Source organism: Limnofasciculus baicalensis BBK-W-15, from assembly GCF_024178385.1.
In the GTDB taxonomy this organism is placed as follows: Bacteria; Cyanobacteriota; Cyanobacteriia; order Cyanobacteriales; family Coleofasciculaceae; genus Limnofasciculus; species Limnofasciculus baicalensis.
In genome coordinates this window covers 1-22,455 of the sequence record NZ_JAMZMM010000053.1, presented here as the reverse complement: position 1 = coordinate 22,455, position 22,455 = coordinate 1, and the positions used below count along the sequence as shown (strand labels likewise).

Annotated in this window: 17 protein-coding genes and 1 pseudogene; 9 read left to right on the top strand and 9 right to left on the bottom strand. The window is 39.7% G+C overall.

Annotation, left to right across the window (positions count from 1 at the left end; genetic code table 11):
• Window positions 1-4 precede the first annotated feature (4 nt).
• Both petL and NJ959_RS07875 read left to right on the top strand, forming a co-directional pair.
• Window positions 5-103 carry a cytochrome b6-f complex subunit PetL gene (petL, locus tag NJ959_RS30105; RefSeq protein ID WP_256528931.1) on the top strand — a complete coding sequence of 33 codons (99 nt, stop codon included), beginning with the start codon at window positions 5-7 and terminating at the stop codon, window positions 101-103.
• A gap of 289 nt (window positions 104-392) precedes the next feature.
• The gene (locus NJ959_RS07875; RefSeq protein ID WP_254011206.1) at window positions 393-2,366 is read left to right on the top strand and encodes a hypothetical protein; all 1,974 of its coding nucleotides are present in this window, start codon (window positions 393-395) and stop codon (window positions 2,364-2,366) included.
• A gap of 27 nt (window positions 2,367-2,393) precedes the next feature.
• Here NJ959_RS07875 and NJ959_RS07870 read toward each other — a convergent pair whose 3' ends face one another.
• The gene (locus NJ959_RS07870; RefSeq protein ID WP_254011205.1) at window positions 2,394-2,897 is read right to left on the bottom strand and encodes a hypothetical protein; all 504 of its coding nucleotides are present in this window, start codon (window positions 2,895-2,897) and stop codon (window positions 2,394-2,396) included.
• A gap of 572 nt (window positions 2,898-3,469) precedes the next feature.
• Here NJ959_RS07870 and map point away from each other — a divergent pair.
• The gene (map, locus tag NJ959_RS07865) at window positions 3,470-4,258 is read left to right on the top strand and encodes a type I methionyl aminopeptidase (RefSeq protein ID WP_254011204.1); all 789 of its coding nucleotides are present in this window, start codon (window positions 3,470-3,472) and stop codon (window positions 4,256-4,258) included.
• Window positions 4,259-4,727: 469 nt separating this feature from the next.
• Window positions 4,728-5,228 (top strand): pentapeptide repeat-containing protein, encoded by a 501-nt coding sequence (locus NJ959_RS07860; protein WP_254011203.1) that lies wholly within the window; start codon window positions 4,728-4,730, stop codon window positions 5,226-5,228.
• Between the two features lie 175 nt (window positions 5,229-5,403).
• On the opposite strand, the gene NJ959_RS07855 is transcribed toward NJ959_RS07860, so the two are convergent.
• Window positions 5,404-6,852 (bottom strand): PAS domain-containing sensor histidine kinase, encoded by a 1,449-nt coding sequence (locus NJ959_RS07855; RefSeq protein WP_305069152.1) that lies wholly within the window; start codon window positions 6,850-6,852, stop codon window positions 5,404-5,406.
• 472 nt (window positions 6,853-7,324) lie between these two features.
• On the opposite strand from NJ959_RS07855, the gene NJ959_RS07850 reads away from it, so the two are divergent.
• A complete protein-coding gene (locus tag NJ959_RS07850; protein WP_254011202.1) occupies window positions 7,325-7,666 on the top strand; it encodes a c-type cytochrome in 342 nt (113 codons plus the stop codon).
• Between the two features lie 152 nt (window positions 7,667-7,818).
• Here the strand turns inward: NJ959_RS07850 and NJ959_RS07845 are convergent, their stop codons facing one another.
• Window positions 7,819-8,712: a UTP--glucose-1-phosphate uridylyltransferase gene (locus tag NJ959_RS07845; protein ID WP_254011201.1), complete on the bottom strand. Its 894-nt coding sequence runs from the start codon at window positions 8,710-8,712 to the stop codon at window positions 7,819-7,821.
• Entirely contained in the window at window positions 8,699-9,751 is a 1,053-nt protein-coding gene (locus tag NJ959_RS07840; RefSeq protein WP_254011200.1) for a mevalonate kinase family protein, read from the bottom strand. The genes NJ959_RS07845 and NJ959_RS07840 overlap by 14 nt, the downstream gene beginning before the upstream one ends.
• A 379-nt stretch (window positions 9,752-10,130) precedes the next feature.
• Between NJ959_RS07840 and NJ959_RS07835 the strand changes: the two genes are divergently transcribed.
• The 4 genes and pseudogenes from NJ959_RS07835 to NJ959_RS07820 all read left to right on the top strand — a co-directional run bounded on the left by NJ959_RS07835 (window position 10,131) and on the right by NJ959_RS07820 (window position 12,810).
• Window positions 10,131-10,616 (top strand): TM2 domain-containing protein, encoded by a 486-nt coding sequence (locus NJ959_RS07835; RefSeq protein ID WP_254011199.1) that lies wholly within the window; start codon window positions 10,131-10,133, stop codon window positions 10,614-10,616.
• Window positions 10,617-10,725: 109 nt separating this feature from the next.
• Window positions 10,726-11,016 (top strand): annotated as a pseudogene (locus NJ959_RS07830) (glycosyltransferase); the annotation flags it as partial.
• Between the two features lie 20 nt (window positions 11,017-11,036).
• Window positions 11,037-11,477 carry a hypothetical protein gene (locus NJ959_RS07825; protein WP_254011198.1) on the top strand — a complete coding sequence of 147 codons (441 nt, stop codon included), beginning with the start codon at window positions 11,037-11,039 and terminating at the stop codon, window positions 11,475-11,477.
• Window positions 11,478-11,757: 280 nt separating this feature from the next.
• The gene (locus NJ959_RS07820) at window positions 11,758-12,810 is read left to right on the top strand and encodes a YheT family hydrolase (RefSeq protein WP_254011197.1); all 1,053 of its coding nucleotides are present in this window, start codon (window positions 11,758-11,760) and stop codon (window positions 12,808-12,810) included.
• Between the two features lie 33 nt (window positions 12,811-12,843).
• Here NJ959_RS07820 and NJ959_RS07815 read toward each other — a convergent pair whose 3' ends face one another.
• From NJ959_RS07815 to NJ959_RS07795, 5 genes are all read right to left on the bottom strand, one after another.
• A complete protein-coding gene (locus NJ959_RS07815; RefSeq protein WP_254011196.1) occupies window positions 12,844-14,625 on the bottom strand; it encodes an adenylate/guanylate cyclase domain-containing protein in 1,782 nt (593 codons plus the stop codon).
• Window positions 14,622-15,017 carry a response regulator gene (locus NJ959_RS07810; RefSeq protein ID WP_254011195.1) on the bottom strand — a complete coding sequence of 132 codons (396 nt, stop codon included), beginning with the start codon at window positions 15,015-15,017 and terminating at the stop codon, window positions 14,622-14,624. The genes NJ959_RS07815 and NJ959_RS07810 overlap by 4 nt, the downstream gene beginning before the upstream one ends.
• Window positions 15,018-15,027: 10 nt before the next feature.
• Complete coding sequence (locus NJ959_RS07805) at window positions 15,028-16,458, bottom strand: hybrid sensor histidine kinase/response regulator (RefSeq protein WP_254011194.1); 1,431 nt, start codon at window positions 16,456-16,458, stop codon at window positions 15,028-15,030.
• Entirely contained in the window at window positions 16,451-19,255 is a 2,805-nt protein-coding gene (locus tag NJ959_RS07800; protein ID WP_254011193.1) for a response regulator, read from the bottom strand. Before NJ959_RS07800 ends, NJ959_RS07805 begins: the two co-directional genes overlap by 8 nt.
• A 79-nt stretch (window positions 19,256-19,334) precedes the next feature.
• The gene (locus NJ959_RS07795; protein ID WP_254011192.1) at window positions 19,335-22,286 is read right to left on the bottom strand and encodes a hybrid sensor histidine kinase/response regulator; all 2,952 of its coding nucleotides are present in this window, start codon (window positions 22,284-22,286) and stop codon (window positions 19,335-19,337) included.
• Between the last annotated feature and the right edge of the window lie 169 nt (window positions 22,287-22,455).

Here is a 22,455-nt window from a genome sequence, read left to right as displayed (position 1 = left end):
AGATATGTATAAGAGACGGATTGCCTACTTTGTAATCCTCGGTGGTGCTGCTGGCGTTACCCTAACCATATTTTTCACACTAAAGGCAGTCAAGTTGATTTAACCCTTGGCGATACAGAATTAAAGGATACACGGATTAGTTCATTTGTCAACCCGTGTATCCTGATTCTCCATCAAGATTGCCAAGCACCAATCCACCTATAGCACTTCTCAAATTCCTAGAACACAACTAAAGTCATGGGATCTTCTTTGCGTTTTTTACGATCTTCTTTGCGTTCTTTGCGTTAAAAAAACTGTGTTCTATGAAACTGATAACCCCGACAAAATTACGGATAGACAGAATTTATTTATCAATCCGTAAATCCCTTCCAAATCAGTAAAAGGCAGCTACTATGAACCTCCCAACAATTATTGATATTGCCATTAGTTTAATTTTCGTTTACCTGATTTTAAGTCTCCTGGCATCGGAAATTCAGGAGTTGCTCGCTACCCTATTACAGTGGAGAGCGGTTCATTTAAAGGAATCGATTGAAGGTCTTTTATCTGGTGATAGTCAGGGAGAAGAGCTGACCAAGGTTCGGCAACTATCCAATCAAATCTATGAAAACCCTTTAGTTAAAGGACTGAATCAAGAAGCCAAAGGATTTCTGGCTACACTTCCCCGCAAATTTAGTAGAATAATTGGCTCAATTTTTCGCTTTGGTCGCCAAAATATTTTTGGTCAAAATAATAGCGGACCTTCTTTCATGTCTTCGCAAGTTTTTGCGTCTAGTTTACTGGATACATTAAAGATACCAGAACTAACGCACAAGATTACTGCTCTAAACATGCGAATTTTACTGCGAGAGAAGCTATTGAACAAAATTGGTAATATTCTGGAAGAATACGATAACTCAATTAATAGATTCAATTTGAGTTTTAAAAACCAGAATGAATTGAATAAATATTTAAAATATCTAGGTATTGCAGAAGATGAGGCAAGCCAACACCGATCGGAAATATTAATAGATTTTTACAAACTAATAAATAACTTAAATAAAGTTATTCTATTCTTTGATAACAAGCAAGCTGATTTAGTTATTACTGTTGACAAAATAGCGGAAGATCTGGATGAATACATTCAAAAATGCCAGAATTATCTGCCCGAATATCAAATAACACAACTAAAATCTCTTCAAGAAGAAACACTAGGTAATACTCCTAAAGATCGAGTCTATCTATTACGAGAATTACAGCCAAATATTTCTGAATTATTAAATATAATTTGGGAAGCTAAGGAAATCTCAGCTCGCTGGCAAACCTATCAAAATCAAAAACAAGTTGTTGAGAAAGAAGCTCTCATCGCAGCAGCCCAAGAAGCTAATCAAAAAACCCAAGCGATTATTGATGAGTTGCAGCAATCGACTGAAGCATCTCAGTCTGATGATACATCTGGAGAAATTAAAAATATCTATAACGAGATTGGAGTCATACTCACTAGTAATACATCTACATACGACTACGATCAACTTATCAATGTTATTAATAATTTAGCTGATTCTCAGGATACTGTCAAAGTTAGTCTAACTGACAATATTAATCAAATTAATTATAGTTATCAGACAAGCATTCAAGACGAATCAGATCGTCTATATAACAACTTCAGGCAAGAGGTTGAAAGTGAAGAGGATGAACAATTTTCATCAACCTCTAAGAGGGTGCTGATAATTCTGGCTTTTCTAGATAACTTGCATCAGGTGAAAGAAATTAATCATTTAGAACAAAAAATAGCTCAATTATTAGCATTACATTTACCTGAAGCAACACGTCAAAATCTAGTTCTCCTTGCCGAAAAAACTCAAACCAAGTTTGAAGATGTCAAGGAAGACTTAACTAAATTTGAGCAGGAGGTTTCCAGTTGGTTCAATCGCTCAATGGAACGAGCATCTGGAGTATACAAGCGGAATGCTAAACTTGTGGCAATTATCATCGGTTTTATTGTGGCTTTAGCAGCTAATGCCGATACATTACACATGTTTAACATGCTCTCTAAGGATGAAGCATTACGAGCTGTAATCGCTCAAACTGCAAATGATATAGCGGTTAGAAATTCTGAACTAACACCCCAAGCTATTGAGGAAATTAATCAAGCTACAGAAACTCTCACATTACCGATTGGCTGGGGAGAAGTAAACCGGAAAAATCAAAGTAAAAATCGAAAGGGGCTATTGAATATTAGATATATATTTGGTTGGTTGATCACGGCTATTGCCATTTCTATGGGATCTTCCTTTTGGTACGATCTACTCGGTAAGATCGTTGATGTCGGTAACGTTGGCAAAAAACCCCAACCATCAAATGATAGTCAGAATAGCAATAATTCTTAAACAGTTGAATCGACAAATGGCTAATGGCTATTTGCTAATGGCTAATTCTCGTTCTATTTCCTCTTCCCTGTTGCCTTGCCAGGATTGGCGTACCATCCCAATAGTTTTTGGGAAAACACCTACAAGCTGAGAAATAATTTCGTCAGGGAGTTGGTCAACGATTTTGGGGTCGAAGTATTTGTCAAGTAGAATTAAAATCTGTTCAGCTCGCTGCAATGGCACGTAACTCTTCATGGCATGTTGAGTGAACAAAATCCAGCGCTGGCGAAACTGATATGCTGTTTTTCGAGCAATCCGAGATTCGGGATAAACTAGAGAGACATTCCCCAGAGGAATTATCCTACTGCAATCGAGATCGAATGGTCCACCCACAGCAGCACCAGGTCCTGCTAATTCGGCGTGGTGGCGATGGCAGATAATGATAGCATTGCCGCGATCGCCATTTACCCTAAGCAGTTGTCCAGTATGTAACTGACTCAGGATTTCAGTGGGTTGAGTACATGGTTTGCGGATTAGAGCGAGTTCTGTCATTTTCAGTCACCGTCAGTCACAAAACTAGGTTATTATCTTCGATTATTATTTATCTGCTACCATTTCTCTTATAAGATCAGATCCCACCTATATTTTACGCGACTCAAACCTCATCGGGTTATAGATTTTCGCGGGTTTATGTAAAGATTTGATGAAGAACTTGTGACTGAAGGGGAAGGGAGCTTCGTGGTAAAGCCATATAACCAGGACTTACGCACAGGTTGTCATAAACCCGGTTTCTTCGTCAACCTCGATCGTCTAAACCCACGATTTTCTGTAGAAACCGGGTTTATGAGCGTAAGTCCCGATCGCGATAAGCTGCTGCGCAGTTAAATTGTATATTCTGAAAAAGAGTCGCATTGGCTCAAATTCTTCCCTACTCCCTACTCCAAAAAACCCACTCCCTGTCTTCATTATTCAATTTAGCTGCTTAACAGCTTACTTTCTAGTGCTACCGTCTCCAGAGAGGGGGAGATTGTCGGCAAGGGGAGGCGATCGGGAGTAATTGGTAGTAAAGTGAATAAATAAATCAATCTCCCCACCAATTAGGATAATCAAACCGATAAACACTGATGGCACCTGAAACGATCGTACTCTTATCCACCAGAGAAATAGCCAAAATGCGTCAGGCGGGATGCTTGGCAGCGGAACTCTTAGACTATCTCGAACCAATGGTAAAACATGGAGTTAGCACTCAGCAACTCAATGATGAAGCTGAAAGCTGGACTCAGAAGCATGGGGCAAAAAGCGCTCCTCTTGGCTATAATGATTTCCCTAGATCTATTTGTACTAGCGTTAATGAGGTAGTCTGTCACGGTATCCCTAATCCCAAACAGATACTCAAAGATGGTGACATCATCAATATTGACGTAACGCCAATTGTGGATGGCTACCACGGCGATACCTCCAGAACATTCCTTGTTGGTACTCCCTCACCCCTTGCCAAAAAGCTGGTGGAAGTAACTTTTGAATGTATGATGCGGGGCATTGCAGAGGTAAAGCCAGGAGCGAGGATTGGCGATATTGGTGCGGCAATTCAGGAATACGCCGAAGCTCATGGGTTTTCTGTAGTACGAGATTTTGTCGGGCATGGTGTAAACAGAATTTTTCATACAGCCCCCCAAATTCCTCACTATGGTACAAGAGGGAAGGGAAAGCGTCTCCGCCCAGGTATGGTGTTCACGATTGAACCGATGATTAATGAAGGCACTTGGGAAGTAGAGGTTATGCCTGATAAGTGGACTGCCCTGACTAAAGATCGCAAACTTTCCGCCCAATTTGAACACACTGTAGCCGTTACTCCCGACGGTGTGGAAATTCTCACCTTACTTGAAGCGGAAGCTCAGATTAAATCGGCTTGATTTCTTGAGGGGGAGTGGGGAGCCGCGATTTCCAATCGCCCAGGCGCTTGAAACCGCAGCTACACAGACAAAACCCGCCTGCGCGGGTTCTGAAACCCTCAATTTTTCGTTAGTCTGCGCAGGCAGACTTGGTTTGTGTAGCCGCGATTTCCAATCGCCCAGGCTTATTGCGATTGGTGCAAGATCTCAGTTAAAACGGACTTCGTCCCGCAACGCTCTCCAAAACTTAAAACTTAAAACTCAAAACTCAAAACTCTCTTCCCCATTCCCTATTCCCTCAAACTGTGATCTGGGTTACAGACAAGGATCTAGTCAAGTCATACTGCTTTTATTGGCACATCACGTCTAATCTCGATCAAACGGGAGCGGCACAGGCGATAAGGTTCACTCATTTTTAGGATTTACTTCAATTAATTTCCCAAATAGATCCCCGATGATGAGAAATGTAAATTTCAGGGGAAGAAAAATTATGGGACTTTCTTTTGGTGACGAATCTTTACATAGTGCTGCTAATAGTAACTGCTATGAATTTAGAATACCTACTGTGAGAATGACTCCTAAAGAATTGTTAGAGAAGTACGCCGCAGGAGTAAGGGATTTTCGGGGAGTTGATCTGGGCGAGGAAGTCTTGAGTTGGCTAAATTTAAGGGGTGTGGATTTGCGTGGTGCTAACTTAAGTAGGGCAAACTTGAATTGGTCCGATTTGACTGGGGCTGATTTGCGATCGGCAAATTTGACGGAAGCTGACCTGAATTGGACTAATTTAAACCAAGCCGATTTGCGGGAGGCTAACTTATGTGGAGCGTCTATGAGTGCAACGGCTCTCCATGGTGCAGACTGGAGTGGCGCGATCGCACCTGATGGCAGCATTTTGCCTAGATATGATGCTACCGAAGATCCCAATCCCAACTTCTTATACTGGTTGTTGAAGCCGTTTCAGGATAGCACTCCACTGAAGGATGAAGGATGAAGGATGAAGGGTGAAGGTTGAAGGTTGAAAAGTTTTCCAGCAGTTATTACTTTTCCCCATTTTTCTATTATAGCAGTCATCAGGGCAGTTAAGACATCCGAAAATTCCACAACTAAGTCACAGGAGGCATTTCAATGCGTGACTTTTGCTATATTTCTTAGATCCATTAATCTACCTAGGCGATGGGGATAGCAATGACAAACTTTACCCCCTCTCCTAGACGAGAAATACATTTTAATTGACCTTTGTGTTTTTCGACAATAATATGGTGAGAAATTGATAATCCCAGCCCTGTTCCTTTCCCGATTGCTTTAGTGGTAAAGAAAGGATCGAAGAGTCGTTCCTGAACTTCAGCCGGAATACTCGGTCCGTTGTTAGCAATTGTAATTATTGCCAGTTTTGGCGGGGATAAATTATCCCTTATCTCATTATTTTCCCCTAAGCCTATCTGCCACTCTTCCTGACTTACCACGGAGGTACTAATCTCGATAATTCTGGGTATTGGTTGGTTTTCTAGAATGTCAATAGCATTGGAGATAATATTCATAAATGCCTGGTTCAACTGACTGGCATAGCACTCCACTAGTGGTAATTTTCCGTATTTTTTGATTATGGTAATCTCAGGATGATAGGGTTTTCCTTTGAGTCGATTGTGCAAGATTAATAAGGTACTTTCAAATCCTTCATGAATATCAACTGACTTCACCTTAGCCTCATCCAAACGAGAGAAATTCCGCAAAGCTAAGACAATTTCACTGATGCGGTTTGTCCCTAATTTCATGGAATCGAACAGTTTGGGTAAGTCTGCGATCGCAAAATCTAGTTCCGAATCTTTAAGTAGTGCTTGGATCTCTGGTACTGGTTCCGGATGATGCTGCCGATAGAGGTTGAGGAGGCGGAGTAATAGTTGAATATATTCACTCCCATATTCGATATTCCCGTGGATAAAGTTGAGGGGGTTATTAATTTCATGGGCAATTCCAGCCACTAATTGCCCCACGGTAGACATTTTCTCTGTCTGAACTAGTTGAATTTGAGTTTGTTTGAGCTGCTTCAGAGTCAGTTCGAGATTTTGAGCTTGTTGTCGCGAAACTAGTTCCGCTTTTCGCAAGGCTTCTTCTACCTGTTTGCGCTCGGTAATATCAAATCGGATTGATAAATATTGGTAGGGTTGACCTTGTTCATTTAAAAACGGCACTACTGTGGTAGAAACCCAATAATAAGTGCCATCTTTTGCTCTATTCTTTATTTCCCCATGCCAAACCTTGCCCGATTTAATCGTCGCCCAAAAGTTCTGGAAGAATTCTGGAGGATGATAGCCAGATTTAATGGTACGGTGGGTTTTTCCGATCAGTTCCTCCCTATTATATTTTGATATTTGATAAAATTTTTCGTTTACATACAGAATAATTCCATCTGGATCTGTAATCGCAACAATTGCTGATTCATCTAAAGCAAATTTTAAATCTGATAATTCTTTGATCGTGTTTTGGAGTATTGCATCTGTCGAATTACCATTTAACGGCTCTGTTCCATTATTTCTTCCAAGGGTTTCACCCAGAAGCTCGAACCGACTTCGGTCTTGATCGTCACAATAGCTTTTAGGGAACCTACTAAATGTCATAGTTTTGCTAAAATTGCCGAAAGGTTATTAAATAATGGCTTGTAGATGCCCACCTGATTCTAAAGCCTACCATCTATTATTATCTAAAAAATTAATCTTTATTTAAAAATTGGTATAAATGTGTTAAAAAAATAAACATATTTTTTTTATAAAGCCCTTTTCAGGTGAGTGAGGTGTACTTCAGGCAATTGAAAATGCGATCTCTCATGTGAAACCGATGGCAGATGAAGAGTCGTGGCGATTACAGGAAGGAATTTTGATACAAAAGTTAACATGGGGAGAGGCTCGGCACTTGGTTGTACTTGGGATCTGCTTGCTCCACGGGAAGGGCTAACCCATCGCTCTGGAAGATCGCGATCGCACCTCCCCCACACCCCATCGCCTCACACCCTATTTTCAAAAGAGACATTATGTAGAATAATGAGTTGCAGCAGTATTGCTCGCTGTATCTTTTGTGAAGAGGAGAACTACGTTGAAGAAAATTCTGTCAATCCTTTTATTAGCCGTCGCCTGCTTCGGTTTGGTGATGAGTCGTCCCGCCCTAGCTGATGTTGCTACTCCCGATCCCGTCAATGGTGGCAGAATCTTTACTGCCAACTGTGTTGCTTGTCACCAAGGCGGTAACAACCTCCTGATGGCTCCTAAAACCTTAAAGAAAGAAGCATTGGAACAATATGGCATGTTTTCAGCCGAGGCAATTATTGCTCAGGTGACTAAGGGCAAAATGCCCATGCCTTCTTTTGCACGTTTGGGCGCTAATAACATTGCTGATGTTGCTGCTTATGTTTTACAAAAAGCTGAAGCAGGTTGGTAGTTGAGAGTGAGATTACTCTCCCGTTAGCTATTTTAGGAAATGGGGAATGGGAAATGGGGGATGAGTAAGTTGTAAATTGTTCGATCAACTAAAAACGGACAACGGGCAAATAACGATCTCTTATTTCCCACTCGCCATTATCTATTCCCTCTCTATCGAGAGAGACTGGGAAAATCAATAATTGTCTGTCGGTAAAACTGTGGCATTCCCGTGTCAAAATATTGCCCTTTTACCAGATATCCTGTCATTCCTTCCTCCTGTCGCAATATTTCCAGACAAGAGGTTAGCTGAAATTCACCCTTCTGCCGTATATTCTGGTTAATCGTTTCTGCCAGAATATCAAATATTTTCGGTGTCAGTATATAAATACCGAATATACCCAAAAATTGCTCCGCTGCTAATCTCTCTACACGCAGATGCTGACGTGCATATTCAAGATCGGGTTTTTCGTAAATTTCTGTAACGGAAAGGATTGAATCTGAATCTTGCCAAACTCCTGTTACGCAACCAGCTTTATGAATAATTTCTGATGACATTATAGTCAAGCCGATCGCACTTTGCTGGAATTGTTGGTAAACTGCTAAAATTTGACCTGCACAAGAAGTTTCAGTCTCAGATGCGTAAACGTGATCGCCTAGCAAAAGCATAAAGGGTTGATCGTTTACCCATTCCTTAGCACAGTATACCGCATGACCGTAACCTTCTTGCTCTGTTTGAGTCAAAAAAGTGACTCTCTCTCCTAAGTCTTGCAAATATTGGCTGTATTCTTGATTTTCTGGAGATAATTTGTTGAATAATTCCGATTTGGGTAGTGTTTTGAAGAAATTAGCGAAAATTTCTATATCGCACTCTTGCACTACTATACCAATTTCTTCTATCCCAGCACTAAGAGCTTCTTCCACAATAAGCTGTATTATCGGCTTAACCCGTCCATCGCGATCGATAATCGGGAATAATTCTTTTTTGACAATTTTGGTGGCTGGGAATAACCGCGTGCCAAACCCGGCTGCGGGAATTATGGCTTTGCGAATATTATTGGTTGGCATGAATTGTTAGTGTCAGTGGGTACATTTTGGGAAAGTCTTGTTTAATAATTTTGATTAATTTTTCTTGAGATTCTTTGCTTTTGACTATGAATTGTGCTGTACCATCGCCCTGAGAGCCAACCCCTTTGCCTCCCCAAATATAGGGTTGAATTGGTTGATATGTAAGGAGATGATGGAGTACAGGGGCTGTTAATTGTGTGGGAGAAGCAGAAATCAAATATTGGTCAAATTCGGCTTGTGCCTCTGTCATTAATAACCCAATTTTTTGTTCATCTCCCTCTTTTATGGCATTAACTGCCTCCAGAGTAATTTTAGAACTAATAGAGCCGAGATAATGGTGGACATTACTGTGAATTTCATTAGCGGCAAAGGGATAACATTGATTGAGATGGCTGAGGATTTCCTGAGTATTTTTACTAGCAGCGAGATCGACAATGACAAAAAACAGATCTTTGGGTACTGTTAGTTCCATTATATCAATGCGATCGCCATCAAAGGTCATCAAAATTGGTCTATTTCCATAAGCACAAGCTTGATCCATTCTGCCACAGCGGGAAGGCGTGGTAATTTCCCCCAAATAAGCATATTCCATTTCTCCCTGAAGTGTTAGTTTTAAGTCATATAGGCGATTGAAAGCCCGTGCGACTAGTATAGAAATTGCCGCACTAGAAGACAATCCTTTCTGAATAGGTAAATCGGTGAGATAATTATCTATTTCCAAACCTCCCACCTGAAAGTAGGTGAGAAATTGGTAAGCAACACCTGCTGCATAACTAAAAAAATCACCTTTTTGGGCTTCTGCTAGTAATGCCTCTTTTTCCATGGGTAGCTCAATGGAAGCTTGACTGATTCCATCACTGTGGGATGAGTGAAAAATGAAGTGGGTGGGATGGGGTTTTACTACGGCATAAATTCCCAAATTAGTCCCGGTAACGATTGCATAACCTTTTGGTAAATTTGGATTAATTATGCGATATCCTCCCGCCCAATCAGTATGTTCGCCAAACAGACAAAAGCGCCCGGGGATAAATAGTTTCATTTGATCTTTGGTTATTGGTTGTTGGTTATTGGTTGTTGGTTATTGGTTGTTGGTTGTTGGTTATTATCACTCTTGCAAAAAGGAAGTAAATATCTCGTCAATTATTCCCTTGGCAAGGGGAGGGAGAATGATTTTTTTGCTTTCCTCTGTTTGAGAGATTATACTTTTTTTTAACGCTCATAGCGGAAAGGGGGACGCAAAGGTACGCAAAGAATGGATAATATTTTTATTTTATCGATCGATTCTTCAAATGTCCCCCCCCCACTCTGCTCCTCACTCCCCAAATCTTAAGAAGTGTTGCGGATGGGTTAAGTTGGTCGATCGAGATAATTTGGATGAGCTATGGTAGAAATAGCTGGGTTTAGGAGTTGATTTGCGAATGACAAATAATAGCGTGGCTTATATCCTGTGGTGTGCTTGGCTGTTTGGGCTGGGTGGGTTGCACCGTTTCTATGCCGGAAAGCCTGTGAGTGGAGTGATTTGGTTGTGTACGTTTGGATTTTTCGGAATTGGTCAAATTATTGATTTAGCGCTAATACCAGGGATGGTGGATGAGAAAAATCGCAAGTATCTTATGCTTTATGGAAGCCCCAATCCAGTAACTCCGCAGATTGTGATTAATATGCCTGATGGCATGACCAATTTCTCGGAATCTCTGCCTGAAAATAAAGTAAAATCAGATATTCAGATTATCTTGCAATTGGCTAAAGATAATGGAGGTTACGTGTCTCTTGCTGATTGTGCGATCGCAATTGATAAACCTATTGCTGAAGTTAAGAAGATTGTGGCACATTTATGTCATGAAGAGTTGCTGGAAATAGATAATCATCCTCAAACAGGTGCGGTTGTCTATAGACTTATTTGATATCAATTTAGCGATCGCAATTGGTGGTAATCTCTGTAATACTGAAAATTATAGTATAACTGAACTTACTTTCAAAGGCAATCTACAATGACCCACTTTGGCATCATTATTAGAATCATTGAGTAATGGTATACCAATGGTGGCAATTCCGATTACTAACGATCAACCTGGAGTAGCGACACGTATTGCTTGGAGTGGTGCAGGTGAAGTTGTTACTCTTGCTCGTTTGAGCGTTCCCAGATTGAGAAATGCGATTACGCGGGTATTGAAGGAGGAATCTTACAAAAATAATGCTATTCGATTACAAGAAGCAATTCGTCGGGCTGGGGGTGTGAGTCGTGCTTGCGATATTATTGAACAGGCGGTTGCTACGGGTAAACCTGTCTTGGCTCAGAGCTAATCATCAAAAAAATAGGCACTATGGCATCTAAACAGATTAACAATATTCCTGATAAATCCTACATAGACTCGATCCAGAGTGTAGGATTTAGTCCTATTTTTATTATGGGAGATCATCGTTTTGGTACAACTCTGTTATACAAGACATTAGTAGCAACAGAGTGTTTCAACTTTGTTAAAGCTTATCATATTATCAAATATGATGAGATTATCTATAACTCTGTGAATAAAATCGAAAATCAAGATTATGTTTCAATCCGATATGAAGATCTATGTTATAAGCCAGAGACAACGATTCTCAAGATTTTGGAGTTTCTGGAATTGGAGCAAAGAGTAACTTTAGCTTATGACAAGTTGATTGAACCACGCACCCTGAAATTATTACCAGAAGTGCAAGCTAAATCTGAACGAATTCGCCATAAACTACAACCTTATTTTGACTACCATGGTTATGATATTTAGGGCAAGTTTGATCGCTTTAAACTGAACTATAGGTTGTTTGAAGAGGGGGAGAATTTTGCGTTTGCATCCCCATCCGATCCTCACTTTTTTCCATAACCACAAGAGGGTGGAAATCAACTATAGCGGTTTTCAGTTGCATCAAGTACAGAAGATAAACCCACAGAAACCGGGTTTCTATCTACCGTTTCTATGTACCTCGCTCGACTGAGAAGTGCTATATATCTAAATACACATAATCATGTAAAGATATATCAAGACATACTCAAATATCCATCCCTCCATGCCCCATAATACCTACAATCCACCTTGGTTCCTCAAAAATGGTCTAAAAATGACCCTCTACATCGCATTTAAAGCGAGTCGCAATTGGGAAGCCACCACTCCCCACCCGGAACCAGTTTACCAAGAAAAAATCTTTATCGGAGCGGGCGGAGTGCCAATTTTTGGGATAGTTGCTATTCCAGAAAACCCCAAAGGGACAATTATTGGCACTTATGGAATTACCGGAGATTTGAATAACCAATGGTTTCTGAGAATATTAGGAAGAAAAGCATTCGCTCGCGGTTATGCTGTAGTTTTGTTTGACTGGCGTGCCCATGGTAAAACAGCAGAATTATCACCGACATTAACATCAGATGGTTTGTATGAAGGAGAAGATTTTGTCCGGATTGCGGCACAAGCAAAAGTCATGGGTTGTCCCGCACCTTTTTGGTTTATGGGGTTTTCTTTGGGGGGACAACTAGCGCTATGGGCGATTAAAGCTGGACAAACATTATCGATGTGGGGAGAGGATTTAGGGTTAGATGAATCAGACATTGCTGGTGGGGCGGTAATATGTCCAAGTCTGGATTCTAAGCGTTCTCTTTATTATTTAGAAAACCATCCATTTGGCAGACATATAGAACAAGCAATCGCACGAAAATTGAAAAAACTGGCTTGGCAAATTCATAGCTACCATCCAGAAGCGATAGATACTGATGCAATTAAAAGAGCAAATACTATTTGGAATTTTGATAAGGAATTGGTGATTGAAAGATTAGGTTTCTCATCAGTAGAAGAATACTACGATGCTAGTAATGCTCTTTACTTATTACCCCACCTGAAAAAACCAACACTAATCTTATATCCAGCCGACGATCCCATGTTCGATCCAGCAATTGTACCAGATTTGCAAGTCGCCTGCGATCGCAATCCAGAAATTGATTTAATATTAACCCAGCATGGGGGTCATGTAGGCTATATCAGTAGTAAATCTTGTCAGCGTCAATATGGAGATTGCGATCGCTGGTGGGCTTGGAATCGGGTGTTAGATTGGTGCGATAGTAGAGAATAGGGAATAGGTCAGAAAATAGTCAATATTATAATCTTAACTTAATTGCTTATAACACCTTTCCAAATATATTTGAGCAACAGTATCGCTTGGGTTCAGTTTCAAGACAACTTGAAATCGTTTTTTGGCTTCCACAAAAACCTTCTGATAGTAGAGAAATAACCCTTCTTCAAATACAGCTTTGGTAGCTAATTTTTTATCTTTAATTTTAGGATCATCTCCGTCAAATACTTCAAATACGGCCACCGCTTTTGACTTACCCTTAACCTTCGTCTGCTCAATGAATCTGACGCAGTAATCGGTTGGATATTGTAATCGTGCCACTGTTTGGTGAGAAATTAATAGAGATACTCGATACAATTTGGTTAGCCCTTCCATCCGGGAGGCTAAATTAACATCATCACTGATTACCGTACCATCCATCCGGGTTTTTCCGCCAACGGTTCCCAACATCAATGAACCTGTATTGATACCAATACCAATTAAAATAGGATTGTCGCCAGACTTAACCCGATATTGATTGTAATCTGTAAGCTCTTGCACCATGGTAATTCCCGCTTTTACCGCATCATCCGCATTTCCACTAAATAGTGCCATAATTCCATCGCCAATATATTTATCAATAAAGCCTTTATTGTCAAGAATAGCTGGTTCCATCCGGGAGAGATATTCATTAATAAATTTAAAATTTTCCTGGGGAGTCAGTTGTTCGGAGAGGGTGGTAAAATCGCGAATATCCGAAAATAGTACCGACATCTCTTTTTGCACTTGATCGCCTAATTTAACATCTACCAAGCTGCGATGTCCTAGTAGTGATAAAAATTCATTGGGGACAAACTGTTTGGCGGCATTGGTTAATTCTAATTCAGCTTCTAATGCAAGTTCTAAATTGCAATTTAGTTCAAATAGTTCTTCAATAAATTTTTGCCTTTCTGCTTCTGCTTGTTTCCGTTCAGTGATATCTTGGATGGTGTTGATAGCGTATTCAATTTTGCCTTTACCATCGTAAATAGGTGTAGCCCAAACTTCTAGGGGAATCACTTTACCACCTTGGCGCACTTCTAAATCGTCAGCAGTAGCAATTTCCCCATTTAATGCTCGCACGATAGGTAATTCAAGGGTAGGATATTTCCGATTTGTTCCTACTTTATACAGTTGATAAACTTCTGACAATTGTTCGGCAGTGATATCCGGTACAACGCCTTTACCATATATTTCTTTGGCTTTTTGATTGATATAATAAGGCTCACCTCGTGCATCTAATACCCCTACACCTACTGGCATCGCTTCCAAAAATTGTCTCAAGCGATTCTCATTTTCGTGGAGTTGGGCAATTAATTGTGCTTGTTCCCGGTTTAATTGTTCCAGCACCTGATTCATCCGCTGTAGTTCAATATTTTGTTCAGCTAGCTTTTGTTCTTGATGATAACTATTGACTGCTTCTTTCACTGTCAAAAGTAGATCTGCTGATTGCCAAGGCTTGGCGATATATCTATATAATTTTGCATATTTTATCGCATTTCCTATTGCTTCCAAATCGGCTTGGCCTGTCAGGAGAATTTTCAGGGTTTTAGGTGATATTTCGTGAATACGCTTTAATAGTTCATCCCCTTTCATGCCGGGCATAATATGATCGGAAATGACTAAAGGAATTTGACAATTATCTTCTAATAATTCTGTTAATAACTCTAGTGCTTCTATCCCACTGCTAGCGGTTTCAATTAGATATTCATTGGACAAAAAATTTTGCAGCTCAACTTCAAGACTATCAAGTATGGTATGGTCATCATCAACACATATAATAATGGGTTTGTTCATAATTTAGCCAAGCCAGATTTAATCGCAGCAATTAATTCTTGCGTATCCCAAGGCTTATGCAATAAAGCATGTAATTGTGCCTGATTTTTTGCTCTTTCAATTGCTGCTAAATCTGCTTGCCCTGTTAGCATTATTGTAATAATTCTTGGATATTTACGATGTACTGTAACCAGAAGTTCATCTCCCTTCATTCCGGGCATTAACCAATCTGAGACTATCACAACAATATCTACGCCATCTTCGATGAGTTCATCAATAATCTCTAGTGCTTCATCGGCACTTTCAGCAAATTCATAGAGGTAATCATCTTTAAAGGTTTTTTTTAGTTCTATCTCAATGCTTTCTAAAACTAATACTTCATCATCAACACATAAAATTGCAGCTTGACACATGATTATATTCCTATTTTGAATTAATCGGCAATGATACAGTAAATTTAGTTCGATCAGGTACGCTTTCTACCTCAATTATTCCCTGATGTTTTTCAACAATTTTCTTGACAATATCCAATCCCAATCCACTCCCTTCTCCAGTTGCTTTAGTCGTAAAGAAAGGTTCAAAAATTTTCGTGATAATTTCCGGGGGAATGCCTTTACCAGTATCGGTAATACTTACGACTATATTGCTGTCCTCCTGATGAACATTAATGGTTAATGTGCCCTTGTGATCCATCGCTTGTAGAGCGTTATGAATTAGATTTGTCCAAATTTGGTTGAGTTCATCCGGATAGCAGTTAATGTTAGGTAAATCTCCATAATATCTGACTAATTCTACACCTTGTTTAAATTGATTTTGATAGAGAGTAAAAACGGTTTCAATTCCCTCAATAATATTAGCTTCTACTTTCTCTCCATCATCATCGTAACGAGCATAGCTTCTCAATGCAAACACAACTTTAGCTGCTCTATCTGTAGCAGTAGTGATGGTTTGAGCGCTTTTTTGAACGCTGAACAATTGATAAGCATTTCTTAAAATAATTTCCATATCTGGATCTTTTAATAGGGGCAAAAAGGGTTGAATATTATCGCCAATACCTAGATTTACTAAAGTACTAGCAATACTATCGGCATTATCAATGCCCTGATCTTGAATTTGCTGCTGCAAAGCTTTTTTTAATTGACGTTTCTCTTTAGAAGATAAAGAACTATTTTGTTGTAGCGGGGTTCGCAGGATATTAAAGAAGTCCTCCTGACGTTGTGGAGAGAGGTTTTGCAAGAATTTTGGTAACTGTTCCAGATTTTTGGTCAGAAAATCGGTAATATTGCCAATGGAGGAGCGAATGGCTCCCAATGGAGTATTGATTTCGTGAGCTATTCCAGCAATCAGTTGTCCCAATGCTGCCATTTTTTCCGATTGAATTAGTTGGTTTTGTGTCGCTTTAAGTTCTTGTAATGTTTTCAACAATTCTTCATTTTTTGCTTTGAGATTTATTTGTAAGTAACATATAGATAAGTGGGTCTCTACCCGCGCCAAAACCTCTTCTATCTGAAAGGGTTTTGTGATATAATCTACTCCGCCAGCAGTAAAGGCTTTCACCTTATCGAAAACATCATTTATAGCACTAATAAAAATTACTGGAATTTCCTTGGTGCGTTCGTCTGATTTTAGCTTTTCGCAGACTTCATACCCATTGATTCCTGGCATCATAATGTCGAGTAAAATTAAATCTGGAGGCATACCTTTAGCCGCCGATAGTGCTAACTCTCCACTGGGTACAGGACGAACTTTATAACCTTTCTCTGTTAAGAGTCCAACTAATAGACGTAAGTTTGCTGGAGTATCATCTACCACTAAAATATTGCCTTTATAATTGTCATTTAAATCTTTATTCATTGCGATCACCTATTTCAGAAATGATTTGTAAAATCTTGTCATACTCGAAATTATCAATACAACGTGAGATCTCTGCCGCCAGGATAGTATCCTGAGTGCGGATCTTCTCGACAATCGCGTCAATTGAATCTAAGTCAATATTCAGGATAGCTTGTTTTAAATCTGAGATCCAGACTTCAGGTAACATCCTGAATGGAGTAGCAGTCATAGCACCCTTACCCATATCCTCCGCTGCTAAGGTATCAGCCGGAGTTTCGTCTTCATAGATATAACGTACCCCGATATGTTTGTGCATAGCATCAAATATATCCTCTTCGCGAAAGGGTTTCCGCATAAAGTCATCGCACCCGGCAGATAGAATAACAGCTCGTTCTTCTTCTAAAACACTAGCTGTTAGTGCAATAATAGCAGTAGCCTGACCTTTCATGGTACTTTTGATCTGTTTGGTAGCTTCGTAGCCATCCATCACTGGCATTCGCATATCCATCCAAATTAGATGGGGTGAGAAACTCTGGTAAATTTCAATAGCTTCTGCACCATTTTTGGCTTCTTTAAGTTCAAATCCTAGGGGATTTAGGAGTTTAATTAATAGTTGGCGATTTAGGGGTTGATCGTCAACTATTAGAATTCTATATTGAGGTTGCTTTGGTTCCAATGCAATAACCCGGCGCTGCGGTTTTTTGCTTTCAACTTCACGAGAATCTACGGGAATAACTTTAATATCAAACTTAAAAATAGTCCCGCGTCCCACAGTAGAAGTAACTGTCATATTACCCCCCATTAGCTGGACAAATTGACGGCTAATTGGTAATCCCAAACCTGTTCCTTCCTGGGAATCTTTGCCCGTTTTGGTTTGGACAAAAGCTTCAAAAAGAGTGTCTAATTCCTCTGGTGCAATACCGAATCCAGTGTCTTCAATTTCAAAAGTAATGGTTGTTTGTTCTTCGTTGTTTGTTGTTTGTTGTTTGTTGTTTCTTGCTCCTGTTCCCCATTCCTCACTCCCCACTCTCACAGAAACACCTCCCACTTGAGTAAATTTAAGAGCATTATTGAGTAAGTTAATTAAAACTTGACTTAATTTTACTTCATCGGTGCGGACGTATTGGGGTAAACTGGGAGAGCGATCGCAAATTAGTTGTAGGTGTTTGTCATCTGCTTTGAGTTGGAACATATCTGTTACATTATCCAACATGCGATAGAGGTCGAAATTTTTTGGATTCAGGGTAGTACGTCCAGCTTCAATTTTCGATAAATCGAGAACGTTGTTAATCAGGGTGAGCAAATATTCACCACTGCGAATAATAATTCTGACATTTTCTTGATATTCTGGGAGTAAGTTTTTACTGCGAGTCATCAGTTGAGAAAAACCAATAATTGCATTGAGTGGGGAGCGCAATTCGTGACTCATATTAGCGAGAAATGTACTTTTCGCTTGATTTGCCACTTCTGCTTTTTCTTTCGCAATAGCTAATTCGGCAGTACGTTGAGCAACTCTATCTTCTAAGGTAGCAAATGATTCTTGCAGTTGACTAGCCATACTATTAAATGATTTGGCGAGTTCCCCCACTTCATCACTTCGTTCTAGTTCTACTATTTTTTCCCATTCACCTTTAGCGATATCTTTTGCTGCTGTATTTAAACGAAGAATCGGCTTTGTTACCCATCTCGCGGTTAGAATACCAATGATTGTAGCTATTATTAAAGCAGTAATAGATAGGAGAATAGTAGTGCGGGTATTAGCCTGAATTTGTGCCATGAAATCCGCTTCCGGAATCACCACCACAATTAACCAGTCGATACCTTGATCGTCTTTGAGGGGAGTAACTTGTAGGAATTGTCGTTCCCCATTAATTTTAAATTTAAGTTGGGTGGGTGTATTAATATTAGTCAGGTTGCCAAAGTGTGAGGTTAAATACTCCGAGGTTAAGCGAGTCAATTGCACTTTACTTTCTCCAGCTTTTAGCCTGTGGAATTCCTTGCCACCACCACTCTCAATAAATGGCTTTTCTGGGGTGGAAGTCGCCACTAATTCTCCGGATCTTTCCATAATAAAAGTCTCTCCGGATCTACCTATTTTCAAAGTACGTAAAAATTTACTAATATCTGAGAGAACCAGACTAGTTCCCAGTACCCCCATCAACTCTCCCGATGTCCTATAAATAGGAACTACTGCATCAATACTAATATCAGTTGGACCAACAGATTCCCAAGCATAGATTGGGGTCCAAGTGGCTTTGCCTTTATCAACAGAAAATTTATACCAGGGTTCTTTTCGGATGTCATGATCCCGAGGCACATCAAAGACACGGACTAGTTTTTTGGTAAATCCTTCTTTGTCTGTCGCGTACTTGTAAAATTTATTGTCATAAGCATATCTCTGCAGCCCAATATTAACAGTACCATCAGGTTGCCGCAGGGTTACCGTGGATTCTCTTTCTTCGCTAGCAAAATAAATAGCACTTGCAGAATTAAATAATTGACTCTGATACCAGAAGTAACGAGCCAGATTGGGCATATCTTTGACATTTAACTTACCCAAACTTATAGCAGTTTTATTCATTTGATTAATCGCAGGGGGAATCATCAAGTAATTATTAAGACGATCTTTAATTCGATCGCTAATTTCCTGTCTCAGTTGAGTAGCAACATCATTAACAGCTTCTTGTCCGTTGCGCCAAGAGAGATACCCTACTAATCCAACTGCGGCAAAGAGTTGCAGTACGAAGGGAATAATCAGAATGCTTCGTAAGGAAACTTTTCCAGAAATATTGGCAATGGCACGGTTTAGAGGTTTCATGGTAATCATTGGTTGTTAGTTATTGGTTATTGATTATTGGTTGCTTTGTAAAAAATAACAACAATAAATAACAAATATTTTATGTGTTTATCGCCTCAATTAAGTTCAAAATCTTTTCGTACTCGAACTTGTTGATATCTTCCTGAATAGCATCAGCCAGGGAGTTATCCTGAGTACGGATTTGGGAGATGATACTTTCTATTAAATCTAAATCAGCTTCCATAATTCCCTGTTCTAAATTAGCAATCCATTGAGATGGTAAAGAAGCGATCGCACTTAGAGTGATAACATTCTCCTGTTCTAATTTTATCTCTTCAGCCGTTGGATCTTCGTAAATATAACGCACCCCTAAATGGCGACTCATTACTGCAAACAATTCAGCTTCACGAAATGGTTTGCTAACACAATCATCAAATCCTGCTGACAAAATTGCCGCTTCCTCTTCCTTAAAAATATGGGCTGTCAGGGCAACAATTGCTGTTGCTTCTCCTGGGATTCTTGCCCTAATCTGTTGGGTAGCTTCATAGCCATCCATCACGGGCATTCGCAAATCCATCCAGATTAGGTGTGGATGCCAATTCTGCAAAATTTCCACAGCTTCTAATCCGTTAAGTGCTTCCCGTATTTCAAAGCCCAAAGGTTGGAGTAAATTCACCAGTAATTGGCGGTTTTCCCAGCAATCTTCAACTATTAATAAACGATAAGTGGGTTGATTGGGTTCAATTCCAATAACTTGAAGCAGAGGCGCATTTAGTTCAACATCGGCTGCTTCGGCCACAGTAGTTTGAATGTTAAAGGCAAAGACTGTCCCTTGATTCACTTCTGTGCGGATAAGGGCGATATCCCCTCCCATTAAACGCACGAAATATCTGCTAATTGGTAAACCCAATCCGGTTCCTTCTTGAAATCCTCGATTTGTTTTACTTTGGACAAATGGCTCAAATAAATCTTTGATATATTCAGGGGGAATTCCACAACCAGTATCTTCGATTTCAAAGTTAATTGTTATTACTTGTTGGTTGTTGGTTGTTTCCCATTCCCCATTTTCCAAAAAGGGCGAAGCATTTGGATATAAAATATTGGGTTTCTCCGATGACACTTCCCCCAAATGCTTCGCCCCTATACCACTCCAAAAAAACCATTCCCCACTCCCCATTCCCACCCGCAGCGTTACCACTCCACCTGGTTTATTGAATTTGATTGCATTACCGATTAAGTTAATTAAAACTTGACGTAATTTACGCTCGTCGGCATGGATGTATTGAGGTATTTCTGGGGTGTAATCGCAGTTTAATTTTACACCTTTTTCATTAACTTGAAATTTAAACATTTCCTCTATGCTATCTATAAGAAGATGGATGTCAAAGGAATTTTCATATAGTATCATTCTCCCCGACTCGATTTTAGACATATCAAGAATATCATTAATTAATGCTAGTAAATGTTCGCCACTACTATTAATAGTCTTAAGATTTTGTCGCTGAGATGGAGTGAGAGATGAGTCACGACGCATAAGTTGGGCGAAGCCAAGAATAGCATTGAGGGGAGTTCGCAATTCGTGACTCATGGTGGCCAAAAAAGTACTTTTGGCTTGATTTGCTACTTCAGCCGCTTCTTTAGCATCCAAAAGTTCAGCAGTCCTTTGCCTGACTCTTTCTTCTAATTGTTGAGCTTGTTTTTGTAATTGAGATTGGGATTCTTGGAGTTGGGCTGTCCTTTGTTCGACACGTGTTTCTAGTTGTTGATTAATCTGTTCTAGGGCAGCAAAAGATGATCGTAACTGTCCTGCCATTTGGTTAAATGAATGAGCTAAAATTTGTAGTTCTTGTGTCCCTTCTATTTCTACTTGTTGGTTAAGTTCGCCACTGCTTATCTTTTGGGCTGCTTGACTTAAATTGAGAATTGGTTTGCTAATCCAGCGAGAGGTAAATATGCCCAATAATGATGATAAGAATAATGCCCCAAAACAGAGGATAATTGTCGTGCGGGTATTGGCATTAATTTCTGCCATAAAATCAGATTCTGGCACCACTACTACAATCAGCCAGTCTAGACCAAACTCATCAGAGAATGGTGTAATTTGACATCGGTGATACTTACCTGCAATGTCAAAATTAAACTGTGACTGTTTTTGAATTTGGTTTAAGTTACTATAACTTTCTTTTAAATAATTAGCAGTGGCGCTAATTAAAGGCTCTTTGCTATTAATAGCCGCTAGGCGCTGAGGTTTTTCTGCTTTCTGAATAAATGGCTCTTCCGATGCAGAACTAGCGACTAAAAAGCCATTGCGTTCTATAATAAAAGTCTCACCTTTACCCACTGATAAGGTACGGAGGAAGTCACCGATTTGGGATAAAGACAGATCGACAGCAGTGACTCCAATAAGATTACCTTTCCTATCGTAGAGAGGCAATCCTTCTGTAATTGCTAAGGTAGAAAAGTCAAAATAAGTGTAAATTTCACTCCACGCCGATTTTCCCGCCTTAACTGGGGCTTTGTACCAAGGTCGAATTCGCGGATCGTAATTGGGAATTTCCTTTAACAACTTGGTGCGATTTCCTTGAGAATCGACCAAATATGTTGTGTAAGTATTATTAGTATATTTACTAGAAATTGTTATATTAAATTGAGCATCAGTTAAACGTTTAATCCCGACAAATCCCTGTTCTTCAGAGCCAAACTGAATATAAGTGACGGTATTGAATACTTGAATTTGATTCCATAATTGACGTTCTAAGCTGCGGAAATCCTGTAAATTAATCTGACCTAAACTAATGGCATTGGCGTTAATTTGATTAATGGCATGAGGAGTAGCAGTGTAAGTGTGGAGGGACTGTAAAATGCGATCGCTCACTTTTTCGATCAACTGATTAGCGAGATCGTTAACGGCTTTTTGCCCATTTCTAAAGGAAAGATATCCGACTAAACCTACCGTACCTGTAATTTGCACTACAAAAGAGATCACGATAACTTGGCGCAGGGGTAGATGACTAGCTAATTTAGCAATAGATTTGAGAGTTTTGACTGACATTGAAGCATTCCCTAGTTAATAATTCAAAACGTCAAAAGGCACATATTTAAAATCAAATCCACCTCCCCTCCCTACTCCCCCAGTATTTATTCAATATAGGGTAAAATCAGGATAAATTAAATAAATTGAAATATAATAGGATTATGTATAACTCCAATTCTACCCACAA

What these genes read in the sequence shown, in the direction of transcription:
- petL (WP_256528931.1), top strand. Translation starts at nt 5, where the DNA reads ATGTATAAGAGACGGATTGCCTACTTTGTAATCCTCGGTGGTGCTGCT.
- NJ959_RS07810 (WP_254011195.1), bottom strand. Translation starts at nt 15,017, where the DNA reads ATGTGTCAAGCTGCAATTTTATGTGTTGATGATGAAGTATTAGTTTTA.
- NJ959_RS07795 (WP_254011192.1), bottom strand. Translation starts at nt 22,286, where the DNA reads ATGTCAGTCAAAACTCTCAAATCTATTGCTAAATTAGCTAGTCATCTA.
- NJ959_RS07855 (WP_305069152.1), bottom strand. Translation starts at nt 6,852, where the DNA reads ATGACATTTAGTAGGTTCCCTAAAAGCTATTGTGACGATCAAGACCGA.
- NJ959_RS07800 (WP_254011193.1), bottom strand. Translation starts at nt 19,255, where the DNA reads ATGAAACCTCTAAACCGTGCCATTGCCAATATTTCTGGAAAAGTTTCC.
- NJ959_RS07875 (WP_254011206.1), top strand. Translation starts at nt 393, where the DNA reads ATGAACCTCCCAACAATTATTGATATTGCCATTAGTTTAATTTTCGTT.
- NJ959_RS07835 (WP_254011199.1), top strand. Translation starts at nt 10,131, where the DNA reads ATGACAAATAATAGCGTGGCTTATATCCTGTGGTGTGCTTGGCTGTTT.
- NJ959_RS07825 (WP_254011198.1), top strand. Translation starts at nt 11,037, where the DNA reads ATGGCATCTAAACAGATTAACAATATTCCTGATAAATCCTACATAGAC.
- NJ959_RS07815 (WP_254011196.1), bottom strand. Translation starts at nt 14,625, where the DNA reads ATGAACAAACCCATTATTATATGTGTTGATGATGACCATACCATACTT.
- NJ959_RS07870 (WP_254011205.1), bottom strand. Translation starts at nt 2,897, where the DNA reads ATGACAGAACTCGCTCTAATCCGCAAACCATGTACTCAACCCACTGAA.
- NJ959_RS07845 (WP_254011201.1), bottom strand. Translation starts at nt 8,712, where the DNA reads ATGCCAACCAATAATATTCGCAAAGCCATAATTCCCGCAGCCGGGTTT.
- NJ959_RS07805 (WP_254011194.1), bottom strand. Translation starts at nt 16,458, where the DNA reads ATGAATAAAGATTTAAATGACAATTATAAAGGCAATATTTTAGTGGTA.
- NJ959_RS07820 (WP_254011197.1), top strand. Translation starts at nt 11,758, where the DNA reads ATGCCCCATAATACCTACAATCCACCTTGGTTCCTCAAAAATGGTCTA.
- NJ959_RS07840 (WP_254011200.1), bottom strand. Translation starts at nt 9,751, where the DNA reads ATGAAACTATTTATCCCCGGGCGCTTTTGTCTGTTTGGCGAACATACT.
- NJ959_RS07860 (WP_254011203.1), top strand. Translation starts at nt 4,728, where the DNA reads ATGGGACTTTCTTTTGGTGACGAATCTTTACATAGTGCTGCTAATAGT.
- map (WP_254011204.1), top strand. Translation starts at nt 3,470, where the DNA reads ATGGCACCTGAAACGATCGTACTCTTATCCACCAGAGAAATAGCCAAA.